Here is a 12,616-nt window from a genome sequence, read left to right as displayed (position 1 = left end):
TATACAGGATTATTATCTTTTTTCATACATTCTCTGATAATAGTCCTTATATGCTCCATTTATTATTTCTTCCCACCATGTTTTATTTTCCAAATACCATTTTATGGTCTTTTTTATTCCCGATTCAAAGTTCGTTTCCGGCAGCCAGCCAAGCTGCATATGTATTTTAGCCGGATCAATTGCATATCGTCTATCGTGGCCTGGGCGGTCTGTGACAAAGTCAATTAAACTTTCCGGTTTATTTAATTCTCGTAAAATAATCTTGACTACCTGGAGATTTGTTTTTTCATTATGTCCGCCAATATTATATATTTCTCCCGACCGGCCTTTTCTTATAATGAGGTCAATAGCTTTACAATGATCCTCTACATAAAGCCAATCACGTACATTCGCTCCTTTGCCATAAACTGGCAGTTTTTTATCGTTCAGGGCATTTATTATCATTAACGGAATCAATTTTTCTGGAAAATGGTAAGGACCATAATTATTAGAACAGCGCGAAATTGTCACTGGCAACCCATAGGTCCTGTAATAAGCCTGGACCAATAAATCTGCCGAAGCTTTAGAGGCTGAATAAGGACTTGATGCATGTACAGGAGTGTTCTCCGTAAAAAACAAATCAGGACGATCCAGCGGCAAATCTCCATAAACCTCATCAGTTGATACCTGATGATATCTTTTTATGCCATATTTACGGCAGGCATCCATAAGTACACTAGTTCCTATTATATTCGTTTGTAAAAATATTTCGGGCATTTTTATCGATCTGTCAACATGGCTTTCTGCTGCGAAATTAACTACAATGTCCGGTTTTTCTACTGCAAATAAACCATAAATAAATTCCCGGTCAGCTATGTCGCCCTTTATAAATTTGAATCTATTATCCTTAGCGGCTTTATCCAATGTAGAGAGATTACCCGCATAAGTTAATAAATCAAGGCACACTATCTCATCATTGTGATATGCCAACTGCTGATAAATAAAATTACTGCCAATAAATCCCGCTCCACCTGTTACTAATATTTTCATAAATAACGTCCCTTCATCTTTTTAGTAACATTTTATCATATTATTGATGTCTAATCATCTCATACGTATAATATGTATATATTGCCTGCAATAAAATAACTAAAAGGTTTTTTTCTTTTTTGTCGAATAGTATAATCAAGTATAAATATAAAGGAGTTGATATTATGTCAGCTAAAATTATGATAGTCGATGACTCTCCTTTTTCCCGCACACTGATTGCAGATGCATTAAAGGAAGGCGGCTACGATGTTGTTGCTGAGGCAGACTCATTGGATTCAGCCATATCTATGTACAACAAAACTCATCCTGACATTGTGACCATGGATATTGCAATGCCTGATCATGATGGTTTTGAAGTAAGCCGGGCTCTGCTCCATAATGACCCCGATACTAAAATAATCTTGTCTAGTTCAATGAAAGATGAAGAAACTGAAATGGAAGCGAAACGTATTGGCATCGCTGGTTATGTACAAAAACCCGTTGAGGCTGATGTTCTTTTCGCCGTTATTCATAAAGTTCTCTCGCCAGACACCCTTTTTGACCAATTATTATCATCCGGCATTGAAATTTTTAAGGAAGCTCTATCACAAAATATAACCCGCATGGCTAAGGTTCCTGTTTTTTTCGCTGAAAACAGATCTATCACTAAACCTTATAACTCAAGTGGTGTCACTTCAGTTATTGGCATTATCGGCCAGTATACAGGAACTATGATAATGGATCTCTCCTCCGAAACTGCCCAAAACTTAGTACAAGCCATCCTGCACCGTCCTCCCAAGAATGAAGACGAAACACTGGCTATGGTATCAGAGCTTTCTAATATTATCGGCGGACGGGCTTGTTCCATGCTCAATAAGCAGGAAAAAGCTTTAGGGCTACGTGTATCTCCTCCCAGCATGTTTCACGGAAATTCAGCTGAATTAGTCAGTCCCAGCGTAAAAATCGAACAAGCTCTGGCCAAAACCGATTATGGTAAAATCTTCTTAGGTGTAGGTTTTAAAAAGGGGTCGACATTATGGATGTAAATATCATTAATCCCGTAATCACTGCCTTCAGGGAAGTCTTACCGCAAATCGGCATCCAAAAAATAGAAAAAACCGGTGTTTCAGTTACCGGTTCATCATTTTCCTACAATGGCGTACTACTAAACATCGCTGTAGTTGGTTCAATAAAAGGCGTTATTCTAATTGGGATGGACAAGGAAGGCGCTAAGAAGTTTGCTAGCAAAATGATGATGGGCATGGAAGTACCGGAATTTAACAAATTAGCCCAGAGTGCTATATCAGAAATGGGGAATATGGTATGTGCTAATGCCTGTACCCAATTCAGCAAAGCAGATGTAGCCGGGCTTGATATTTCCCCTCCTACCCTTTTGATAAGTGACAGTGACGGACAGGTTGGTATTCCTGTTCCTCAAACTGTTGTAGTGGAATTATTGTGTGATGATATTCCTGTTCATCTTCACATTGGCTTAATGTAATATTTTATATTATTATATTTACGTAATTTATCTGATTTTACTTTTATCTATGAGAGAAAAGCGGTTATTGCAATACATTGACATTATTAATATTGCAATATACCGCTGCATTGAGCAGTTTCCCTCATTAATCATAGGAAACTTGGTATGATAGATTGCCCATTTGTAAATAAAAATTACTTGCAATAAATTTTTTATTCCACAGTAAAATGATATGCTGTTGATGCTTTATAAATATTTCCCTTTCGTAATATCGGTGTAATAAAAGACGGTACATTTACTGCATTAGGAAAATACTGGCTTTCAAAACAATATCCTGACCGTCTTTCTAACGGCACACCATCCTTCCCTTTTACTTTGGGATTAAGATAGTTACCTGTATAAAACTGGAACCCCGGCAGTGTAGTGAAAACAGTCATACTTATACCCGTTTCATTGCTATGTGCCCGGGCTATTTTTTTCATATTGCCGTTAAATTCCGGCACAATAAAATTATGATCATACCCACCTGCTTCCTGTATTGTTTGAAATTCAGCATCCCAGCCATTTTTTATAGGTTTTGCTGTTTGCAGATCAAATGGCGTCCCCTTTACTGATAAAATTTCACCATGCGGAATAGAATTTTTATCAGTTGCTGTATATTCATCTACAAACAACTGTACTAACTGGTCCCCAGCATTTCCACTATCATAACCTGATAAATTAAAGTAACTATGATTAGTAAGATTACATAAAGTATCCTTTGTAGTACGTGCCTGATATTCAAGAAGCAGTGTATTGCATTCTACCAATTTATAACTGACTGATACTTTTAATTCACCTGGATAGCCTTCTTCTCCATCCAGACTTGTATATGAAAGTTTTATTTCATTATCACTTATTATTGCTGCATCCCATATTTTTTTGTCAAAGCCTATTTTTCCACCATGCAGATGATTTTCACCATTATTTGTAAATAAATTATAATTTATTCCATTTAAGGTAAATTTTCCTTTTTCTATTCTGTTTCCCATTCGTCCTATCAATGATCCAATGTAGGTGTCCTGATTTTCATATTCTGCCGCAGTATCATATCCCAGTACAACATCTATCGGTTTTTTAGCTGGCACAACTATTTTTTGTATTGCTCCGCCAAAACTAGAAACAGAAACTTTCATTCCATTTTTATTAGTGATTGTATATAATACTACACTTCTTCCATCAGCTATTTTACCAAAAAAATTTTTTTCTACTCCCATTTTATTTACCCTTCTTTCAATAAATTAAATCCAGTAAACCTTTTCTTTTTATAGAATAACACCATTATATAAATTATGTCAATTTTATATTTTATAAATATTCGAAAAATATTAAAATCCTTGTTCCCCTCCCAAGAAGTGAACAAGGATTTTAATATTACACCTTATAATACACTACTAACTACAAAATTTATTTATATAATATATTTCATTTAAGAACATCTTCCATTGCATCTAATAATTTATCATTTTCTTCTCTAGTTCGCACTGCTATACGGATAAAATCTCCCGATAATCCCGGATAATTTGCACAATCTCTTACAGCAATACCCTTATCAAGCATTTTCAGTTTAAACTGTTTCGATTTTATCCCTGTTTTCTTTATATTTATAAGAATGTAATTCACTGTTGGTTTATACACTTTTAATTTATCCATATGCAAAAGTTCCTCATACAAATAATTGATTTCGCTGCGAGTATAATTTCTGCTGCGTCGCCGGTATTTTTCATCTTCCAATGCAGCAAGTCCGGCTTTTTGTGCTAAGCAGTTTACATTCCAGGGATCTTTATTCAAATACATACGCTTTATTACTTCATTATCCGCACAAACTGCAAATCCCAGACGCAGTCCCGGCAACGCAAAAAACTTGGTCAATGAATGTAAAACAAAGAGATTATGATTATTTTTAAGCAATGGCTTAGCAGAAAAATCACCGCTGTTTGCTATAAAATCCATAAAAGATTCATCAATAACCACAAAGCACCCATTAGCTTCTGCATGCTCTATAATAAGAGTCAAATCTTCTGCAGCAATTAATGTACCCGTTGGATTATTTGGATTACATAAGAATAGTAAATCTTTATTTTTCATGGCAATAATAATTTTTTGCAGTGATAACTCAAAATTATCTTCTTCGGCTAAAGTACAATATGTTATTTTTGCTCCGACACTTCTGGACGCGCGTTCATATTCGCTGAAAGTTGGTGCTGTAATTAATACATTCTGTGGCATCAGCACATGGCATAAAATATATATTAATTCTACTGCCCCATTACCTATTATTATTTGTTGGACAGAAATATCATAAATTTCACTAAGTTTGTTTTTTAATTCATTCATGCTAACATCAGGATAGTGTATTATATCATCAACATTATCGATAATTGCCTTGCGCACAGCTTTGCTCAGGCCCATAGGATTTATATTAGCACTAAAATCCATTATACTTTCCCTGCCGGTATTTAATTTCATTTTATAAATATTGCCACCATGTTCAAATTGGTCTTGTTCTGGCATAAACTTCTTCCTTTCAATATGAACGACCCCATACTACTAAGGTAGTAAAATCATTAATGTTATACTCCGGCCCCCCGAAATACATAATATTTTTCAGAGCTATTATTAGCAGTTTTTCATTATATAAAAACCACCTGATATTAAATCTGCTGTAAATAAATACTTAATATCACGGCAGTATTTATCTGTTTTTCCAATGTATTCATTCAAAACATCCTTTTCTACACTGGCTGCAAATATTACCCCAATAAGTGTCCCACTGTGTGCTACATTAACTCCTGCCGCCTTATATTCTTTAGCAATATTCCAAACTTGCTGCAGCTGCGGTTTAAATAAAATAGCTTGGTTGGCAAATGCACTTATAGTTGCTCCCCTACCCAATGCACCTATATCATTATTCAATATTCCATATTCAATAAATTTTAATGCCTGCCTGACGTCATGTTCTTTTTGTCTATTCAAAAATGGCAGCTCATCACGTTGATTGAAAAGCACTGTATCAACATCGCCACCGCAATCAAAAATTACTATTTTTACCCGCGGCGGCGGCCCCAGATATTGAAGGATTTTTCCATGTATATGATCAAATTTTACAATTCCCCGGCAAAATATACCATCTGTAGGCTCTATTGCCGCTGCAATTTTGGCTATCTGACTATCCGTCATATCCTTATTGCAGGCTACGGCAATAGCTTTGCAGACTGCTGCTATATCAGCACTGCTTGATGACATTCCTTTACTTCTTATGAGCTGTGATGATAACTCTAATGTTAAATTTTTTTCATTAACACCTAATTGAATACAGCTTTTTTTTATTGCCTGCCGCGCTTTTTCCTTCATTGGCTTTTCGGAACAAAAATTTGGTCCAAAATTAACAACCGCAGTGGTAAATACATTGATGGGACAAGTAACGAGAAAAGACGTACCGTCTATAACTCCCTGGACTAGTTCTCCACAAGAGCCTGGTACTTTTATTGATACGGCCAATCTCCTTCACCTGTTCCTTCTAAATTTATATAACAACATGACTCAGTATTTTTCATATGTAAACGGTGTAACAAAATCTTTAAAAAATGGTGCTTTTTTATCTTTGGCTGAAAAAGTATATTCATTTTCAGCCCATTTTCCCCAGGTCACACCAATATCGGGATCATTATATATGATACTTCCTTCTGTTTCTGGCGCATAATAATTATCTGCTTTATATTGAACTTCCACATCAGCTGTAATAGTTATAAAACCATGAGCAAAACCACGTGGAACATAAAGCTGGCGTTTATTTTCTCCTGACAACTCAACAGCTATCCATTTCTTATATGTAGGTGAACCTTTCCTTATATCAACAGCTATATCCATCATCGCTCCACGGGTGCAGCGCACTAATTTAGCCTGGGTCATCGGTGGTTTTTGAAAATGCAGCCCGCGCAATGTTCCTTTTGGTGCTGAATATGATTGGTTATCCTGAACAAAATTTGTTTTTATTCCATATTCCTCCAGCACACGGTAAGAATATGTTTCCATGAACCAGCCGCGGTTATCCCCAAATACTTTTGGCTCTATGATATATGTGTCCTTTAATTCTGTTTCTATTACTTTCATTAATAATTCTCCCTGCCAGCTTTATTTATTATTCAACATATTTATAAGGTACTTCCCATATTCATTTTTAGCTAAAGGACGAGCTGCTTTTAATACATCATCCTCATTTATATATCCCAGCCGATATGCTATTTCTTCAGGGCAGGCTATTTTTAAGCCTTGCCTGTCCTGTACTGTTTCTACAAAAGACGATGCCTGAAGTAATGACTCGTGGGTTCCTGTATCAAGCCATGCATAACCTCTACCCATTGTTTCCACATAAAGTTCCCCATTATCAAGATACATCTGGTTAAGATCTGTTATTTCCAATTCACCGCGCGGAGATGGTTTCAATGATCTGGCATAATCAACAACATTATTATCATAAAAATACAAACCTGTAACAGCATAATTAGATTTAGGCATTTTAGGTTTTTCTTCCAAGCTAATAGCATTCCCTGTTTTATCGAATTCAACAATGCCATACCGCTGCGGATCTTTCACATAATAAGCAAACACTGTAGCTCCGCCGCATCTGCCTGCAGCCTGTTTTGTAGAATATGATAAATCATGTCCATAAAAAATATTATCTCCCAGAATCAGGGAACAGCCTTGCCCAGCAATAAAATTTTCCCCGATCACAAATGCTTGTGCCAGACCGTCAGGACTCGGCTGTATCTCATAATGGAGTGATATTCCCCACTGACTTCCATCCCCCAGCAATGACTGAAAAAGCTTTGCATCCTGTGGTGTTGTTATAATAAGAATATTTTTGATACCCGCCAGCATAAGCGTACTAAGCGGATAATATATCATTGGCTTATCGTAAATCGGCATAAGCTGTTTACTTACTACTTTTGTTAATGGATAAAGGCGTGTTCCTGCCCCGCCTGCTAAAATAATTCCCTTATTTATCATAAAAAATACCTCACTTAACGCCCATCTGTACATATGACAAGCCAAATTTTTTAAGCGTCTTCACTTTATATTGATTACGTCCATCGAAAACATATTTGCCTTTTAATCTGTTTTTTATTTCCATGAAATCAGGACTTTGGAATTCTTTCCACTCAGTGACAAGTATGAGTGCATCTGCATTATCCAGTGCATCATATTTATTCTTTGCATAACTTATTTTATTTATATTTTTGAGATAAAATTTCTGTGCCAGTTCCATTGCCTTAGGATCATATGCTTGTATAAACGCCCCTTGTGCTGTCAATTCAGAAATCAGCTCTACTGCTGGTGCTTCACGCATATCATCCGTTCCTGGTTTAAAGGCCAGCCCCCATACAGCAAAAATCTTTCCCTTTAAATCGTCACCAAATATATTTTTTACCTTCCTTGCTAATATTCTTTTTTGGTCAAAGTTAACCTGTTCTACCGATTGAAGCAGTCTTGCTTCATATCCATATTCACTGCTTGTTTTTATAAGTGCCTGTACATCTTTAGGAAAACAACTGCCGCCATATCCACATCCCGGATTTATAAAGCTATATCCTATACGCCTGTCACTGCCTATACCATGCCTGATCTTGTTTACATCAGCACCTACCCGTTCAGCTATATTAGATATCTCATTAATAAAGGATATTTTTGTGGCAAGCATGGCATTAGCTGCATATTTAGTAAGTTCTGCACTTTTTACATCCATTATTATGAACACTTCACGCGACCGAATAAATGGTTCATAAAGTTCTTTCATTACTTCGATTGAAGCAGGTTGTTCTGAACCTATTATTACTCTGTCAGGAGTCATAAAATCAGCACAAGCATTTCCTTCCTTTAAAAATTCAGGATTAGATATTATATCGAATTTTAAATCACTGCCACGTTTTCTTAATTCTTCAGCAATAACGGCCCTTACTCTGTCACCCGTACCAACAGGCACCGTTGATTTATCTACTACATACATATCATGAACCATATAACGGCCAATATCCCGTGCTGCTGCTAAAACATACTGCAAATCAGCACTACCATCTTCTCCCATCGGTGTCCCGACAGCAATAAAACAAATGTTAACTTTTTCCAGTGCATTTTTTACATCAGTCGTAAATAATAAATTGCCCCGTTCATGATTAGTTTTTACCATATCGGCAAGTCCTGGTTCATATATAGGAATATGTCCTTCTTTTAACTTGTTTATTTTACTTTCATTAACATCAACACAGATAATATCATTACCTGTTTCTGCAAAACATGTTCCTGTCACGAGTCCCACATAACCCGTTCCGATCATTGCTATTTTCAAAATAATCTTCTCCTCAAATATATCCTATTTAGCCTCGTATATCTTTCATAATCTATATTTTCCTATATTTATAAGAAATTTACAAGGGCTTTCAAAAAATGGCTCCGTAGATTATAATAATACTATTAGTTAATATCTTTACAATACTGGAGCGGCTGGAACGATAATAATAAATGGTTTTTCTTATAAAACTAATGATATCTGCTCAAAACAAATTGATATTGAACTTGATGGTGATACTTAAAAATTTATCATTTATCGGCGGCTGTGATGGCAATCTAAAGGGAATATGCAGTATAACTCGTGGTATGAAAGCAACCGATGTCATTGAAAAATTCAGCGGCATCAAATGCGGACCACACTCTACTTTCTATCCTGATCAACTATCAAAAGCATTACAGCAGGCATTGAAGAACAATTAAAAGAGAGGTGGATATTATCTTATTTGACTGCCATACTCATACAAAATTTTCAGCTGATTCTTCTATGGACATCAGAGAAGCCCTTAATTATGCCCAAAAAATACATCTTAATATAATTACCACTGAACATATTGATTTTGATTTTCCGGGAGAAGACACTTATGAATTTACTGCCGATGAATATTTCTCCTCCTATAAAAAATACACCGCTGCAAATAATTTATTACTAGGCACAGAAATCGGCATGCAACCACAAACTGCTCTGCGCAGCAGGGAATTTGCCCAAAGCAGCCCTTTTGACATGATAATTTTATCAATACATGTGCTTGAAGGGCACGATATCTATTACCCTGAATATTATCAGAATAAAAACAAACACACAGCTTACAGTATTTATCTAAAAACGATGGCCGACTTGTTAAAAAAACATTCTTTTGGTGATGTATTGGGACATATTGACTATATATGCCGTAAGGCACCTTATAATGATCCCAATTTATATTATGATGAATTTTCTTCATACATTGATTCTGTTTGGGAAAGTGCCCTGCAAAATAATATTATACCAGAAATAAATACAAGAAGATTCGCCGATGAATCTGCTATAAAATCTCTTATTCCTATATATACACGATATCAACAAATGGGAGGCCGTTATGCAACGATAGGCTCAGATGCCCATACGCCTGATAACATCGGCTATAAATTTAAAGAAGCACTATCTTTTTTGAAAGAATGTTCTCTGACACCGATTTACTTTCGTCAGCATAAACCAGTTTTACAACATTAATTTAAGCTTTTTAGAAAGGATGACTTTAATGAATGTTTTTTCCAGCAAAAAATTTAAAACTCTATCTGTTGCTTTATGTATAGCATTTACTGCTTCAACCACTCCTATAGTTTTTGCCGAAGCAGCAATAACTCCAGATAGTGCCGTTAGTATATATGAAAATAATAATACCAGTAACAACGCCTTACAATATAAGCTGTCATCAGTGGAAAAGGCTGTATATGGTACCCGTCAAACTGGTGCTATTATTGACCGTATCAATAAACTTGAACACGATTATTATGGTACGGAAAAAACCGGTAGTCTGGCAAATCGTGTCAATCTTCTTTATGACCACATTTTCCACAATACTTATTCACCTTCAGCAATTGCCCAGATGAACGGCATAGAATGGTCTTTAATGCATAAAGTGTCTATGCAGCCTATAAACCAGCGCTTGTCAAATCTGGAAACAACGCTCTACGGACAACCTAAGGAAGGTACTTTTTATAGTCGCATGCTATCATTAGGGAAGGCTGCTTTTGGCAATTCACAAGAAGCTATTCCACTTTCCCGTACCCAGGTTCCTGCTAATACCCTGATAAAAATCAAACTCGTTACACCTCTAGACTCAAAAACAATGAAGGCCGGTGATAAAATCAAATTCCAAGTAGCAGAAAATGTAATCTGCAATGGCGATCTTGTTTTTGCTGCCGGAGGATTAGGTGAAGGACAGGTGACTAAAGTAACTTCTGCTAGGAACTTTGGCCGTGATGCAAAAATCGACATTGATTTTGCCAAAACCCAAGCATTTGATGGAACAATGGTCAATACCCTTTTAGGTGATGAAGCAAAAAAAGAAATGAAATCAGAAGCAATGGCTGCCGGAGCAAGCATTGCCGGCATGGCTTTGCTAGGGCCAATAGGTATAGTAGGGGGAATATTTGTAAAAGGGAAAAACATTGAACTGCCCGCCGGTACAGAGCTTTTTATCCAGACAAAAACAGATACCACTCTCTATGGGATAAAAACCGCCAGTGCTAATTATTGATATAGTATATCTTTTATTTTCATAAGAATATGGCACCATCGTTCATCGCTGTGTCTGCTAACGGGAACGGATGGTGCCTTGCATATTATCAATAAAATATATACGTACTGCCTACTTATCAGTTTTAACCAGTATAGATTTTTCGCGTGTTGATACAATGATACATTGACATTTATTAAATATAAGCTTATTATATTTAATAAATAGAACAAAGGTGTTCTGCATATGCAGGATATCTTTTTTTTATTATTAAATTATAATGGTTTTTATAATATTTAAATTTAGGAGTTTTATATATGGAAATTAAAAGTTTAGTAAAAAAATATCAGGCAGATATTCAGGCATTACGCCGCCTATTCCATCAATATCCTGAGCTCAGTTTTAAAGAAGTAGAAACTACAAAAATGATTGCTGCTGAACTCGATAAACTGAAAATCCCCTACAAAATCAATCCAGAAAAGAATACCGGACTAGTTGCTGTCATAGAAGGAACTATGCCTGGGAAAAAAATAGCTTTGCGTTCTGATATAGACGCTTTAAATGTCACAGAAGAAAGCGGCGTCAGTTTTTCTTCCTGCCACAAAGGCAAAATGCACGCCTGTGGTCATGATGCCCACATAGCTATTTTGTTAGGTGCCGCAAAAATACTCATGGATGTGCGAGAACAAATTAACGGAACTGTTTATTTAATATTCCAGCCAGCTGAAGAACTGGGACAGGGTTCCTCATATATGATGAAATTCGGTGACTGGTTTAAACAAATTGACAACATTTTTGGCGGACATGTCTGGATTGATCTCCCGGCCGGACAGGTTTCCGTTGAAGAGGGAGAACGTATGGCAGCTGGGGATCAATTTACTATTAAAATACATGGTCATTCAGGTCACGGCTCGCAGCCTCATCAAACCACTGACGCTGTCGTTATTGCTTCGGCTATTGTTATGAATTTGCAAACAATAGTTTCCCGGCATTATAATCCACTTGACTCTGTAGCTGTCACAATTGCTTCTATCCACAGCGGAACAAGATTTAATATCATTGCCGGTGAAGCCGTCATGGAAGGTATAACACGCTATTTTCGTCGTGAATTAGGCAAAGATCTGAAAGATACCATGGAAAGAATCATCATGAATACAGCTAAAGCATATGGCGCAACAGCTGAATTCAACTATGTTCCCATGATCCCGCCCACTATCAATGATCCTGCCTCATCAAAGATCGCTGCTGCAGCAGTAGAAAAAGTTCTTGGCAAAGAACATCTATCAATTATGCAGAAAACCACCGGCGGCGAAGATTTTGCTTTTTATATGAATCATAAACCCGGTTGTTTTGCCTTTTTTGGTATCTATAATCCAAGTATAAATGCCGTTGAATCTCATCACAGCCCTAAGTTTAACCTAGATGATACTGTTTTAGCCGGCGCATCCGGCGTATATGCCCAATATGCTGTGGACTGGTTAAATACCCATAAATAAAAAAATATATACTCTGGCATAAT

General features: G+C 36.4%; 13 protein-coding genes. 6 read left to right on the top strand and 7 right to left on the bottom strand.

The genetic code is table 11. The annotated features are described in order from the left end of the window. Positions 1 to 12 precede the first annotated feature (12 nt). Entirely contained in the window at positions 13 to 1,029 is a 1,017-nt protein-coding gene (rfbB, locus tag I6760_RS06340; RefSeq protein ID WP_196593657.1) for a dTDP-glucose 4,6-dehydratase, read from the bottom strand. Between the two features lie 164 nt (positions 1,030 to 1,193). Between rfbB and I6760_RS06335 the strand changes: the two genes are divergently transcribed. After that, positions 1,194 to 2,054 (top strand): response regulator, encoded by an 861-nt coding sequence (locus tag I6760_RS06335; protein ID WP_196593656.1) that lies wholly within the window; start codon positions 1,194 to 1,196, stop codon positions 2,052 to 2,054. Next, positions 2,045 to 2,509 (top strand): chemotaxis protein CheX, encoded by a 465-nt coding sequence (locus tag I6760_RS06330; protein WP_196593655.1) that lies wholly within the window; start codon positions 2,045 to 2,047, stop codon positions 2,507 to 2,509. The genes I6760_RS06335 and I6760_RS06330 overlap by 10 nt, the downstream gene beginning before the upstream one ends. Positions 2,510 to 2,703: 194 nt before the next feature. Here I6760_RS06330 and I6760_RS06325 read toward each other — a convergent pair whose 3' ends face one another. From I6760_RS06325 to I6760_RS06300, 6 genes are all read right to left on the bottom strand, one after another. After that, positions 2,704 to 3,747, bottom strand: coding sequence for an aldose epimerase family protein (locus I6760_RS06325; protein WP_196593654.1), 1,044 nt, complete (start codon positions 3,745 to 3,747; stop codon positions 2,704 to 2,706). A 208-nt stretch (positions 3,748 to 3,955) separates the two neighbouring features. After that, positions 3,956 to 5,044: a threonine-phosphate decarboxylase CobD gene (cobD, locus tag I6760_RS06320; RefSeq protein WP_196593653.1), complete on the bottom strand. Its 1,089-nt coding sequence runs from the start codon at positions 5,042 to 5,044 to the stop codon at positions 3,956 to 3,958. A gap of 105 nt (positions 5,045 to 5,149) precedes the next feature. Next, a complete protein-coding gene (locus I6760_RS06315) occupies positions 5,150 to 6,031 on the bottom strand; it encodes a GHMP family kinase ATP-binding protein (RefSeq protein WP_196593652.1) in 882 nt (293 codons plus the stop codon). Between the two features lie 42 nt (positions 6,032 to 6,073). Further along, positions 6,074 to 6,643 carry a dTDP-4-dehydrorhamnose 3,5-epimerase gene (gene rfbC / locus I6760_RS06310; RefSeq protein WP_196593651.1) on the bottom strand — a complete coding sequence of 190 codons (570 nt, stop codon included), beginning with the start codon at positions 6,641 to 6,643 and terminating at the stop codon, positions 6,074 to 6,076. 21 nt (positions 6,644 to 6,664) lie between these two features. Beyond that, positions 6,665 to 7,540: a glucose-1-phosphate thymidylyltransferase RfbA gene (gene rfbA, locus I6760_RS06305; protein WP_196593650.1), complete on the bottom strand. Its 876-nt coding sequence runs from the start codon at positions 7,538 to 7,540 to the stop codon at positions 6,665 to 6,667. Between the two features lie 10 nt (positions 7,541 to 7,550). Next, positions 7,551 to 8,876 carry a UDP-glucose dehydrogenase family protein gene (locus I6760_RS06300; RefSeq protein ID WP_196593649.1) on the bottom strand — a complete coding sequence of 442 codons (1,326 nt, stop codon included), beginning with the start codon at positions 8,874 to 8,876 and terminating at the stop codon, positions 7,551 to 7,553. A gap of 230 nt (positions 8,877 to 9,106) precedes the next feature. Between I6760_RS06300 and I6760_RS06295 the strand changes: the two genes are divergently transcribed. From I6760_RS06295 to I6760_RS06280, 4 genes are all read left to right on the top strand, one after another. Continuing rightward, the gene (locus I6760_RS06295; RefSeq protein ID WP_231036129.1) at positions 9,107 to 9,298 is read left to right on the top strand and encodes a TIGR03905 family TSCPD domain-containing protein; all 192 of its coding nucleotides are present in this window, start codon (positions 9,107 to 9,109) and stop codon (positions 9,296 to 9,298) included. 7 nt (positions 9,299 to 9,305) lie between these two features. Then, positions 9,306 to 10,088: a histidinol-phosphatase HisJ family protein gene (locus I6760_RS06290; protein WP_196593648.1), complete on the top strand. Its 783-nt coding sequence runs from the start codon at positions 9,306 to 9,308 to the stop codon at positions 10,086 to 10,088. 28 nt (positions 10,089 to 10,116) lie between these two features. After that, positions 10,117 to 11,118, top strand: a complete 1,002-nt coding sequence (locus I6760_RS06285) for a hypothetical protein (protein ID WP_196593647.1) — start codon at positions 10,117 to 10,119, stop codon at positions 11,116 to 11,118. Between the two features lie 296 nt (positions 11,119 to 11,414). Continuing rightward, complete coding sequence (locus tag I6760_RS06280; protein WP_196593646.1) at positions 11,415 to 12,593, top strand: M20 metallopeptidase family protein; 1,179 nt, start codon at positions 11,415 to 11,417, stop codon at positions 12,591 to 12,593. Positions 12,594 to 12,616: the final 23 nt, after the last annotated feature.

The organism is Pectinatus sottacetonis (assembly GCF_015732155.1).
GTDB classification, from domain to species: Bacteria; Bacillota; Negativicutes; order Selenomonadales; family Selenomonadaceae; genus Pectinatus; species Pectinatus sottacetonis.
The sequence above is the reverse complement of the archived record's forward strand: the minus strand, read 5'-3'. Positions and strand labels throughout refer to the sequence as shown.

Bases quoted from the DNA above. Each gene is read 5' to 3' on its own strand.
- I6760_RS06335 (WP_196593656.1), top strand. From the start codon at position 1,194: ATGTCAGCTAAAATTATGATAGTCGATGACTCTCCTTTTTCCCGCACA.
- I6760_RS06330 (WP_196593655.1), top strand. From the start codon at position 2,045: ATGGATGTAAATATCATTAATCCCGTAATCACTGCCTTCAGGGAAGTC.
- I6760_RS06295 (WP_231036129.1), top strand. From the start codon at position 9,107: ATGGTGATACTTAAAAATTTATCATTTATCGGCGGCTGTGATGGCAAT.
- rfbB (WP_196593657.1), bottom strand. From the start codon at position 1,029: ATGAAAATATTAGTAACAGGTGGAGCGGGATTTATTGGCAGTAATTTT.
- I6760_RS06280 (WP_196593646.1), top strand. From the start codon at position 11,415: ATGGAAATTAAAAGTTTAGTAAAAAAATATCAGGCAGATATTCAGGCA.
- I6760_RS06285 (WP_196593647.1), top strand. From the start codon at position 10,117: ATGAATGTTTTTTCCAGCAAAAAATTTAAAACTCTATCTGTTGCTTTA.
- I6760_RS06325 (WP_196593654.1), bottom strand. From the start codon at position 3,747: ATGGGAGTAGAAAAAAATTTTTTTGGTAAAATAGCTGATGGAAGAAGT.
- rfbC (WP_196593651.1), bottom strand. From the start codon at position 6,643: ATGAAAGTAATAGAAACAGAATTAAAGGACACATATATCATAGAGCCA.
- rfbA (WP_196593650.1), bottom strand. From the start codon at position 7,540: ATGATAAATAAGGGAATTATTTTAGCAGGCGGGGCAGGAACACGCCTT.
- cobD (WP_196593653.1), bottom strand. From the start codon at position 5,044: ATGCCAGAACAAGACCAATTTGAACATGGTGGCAATATTTATAAAATG.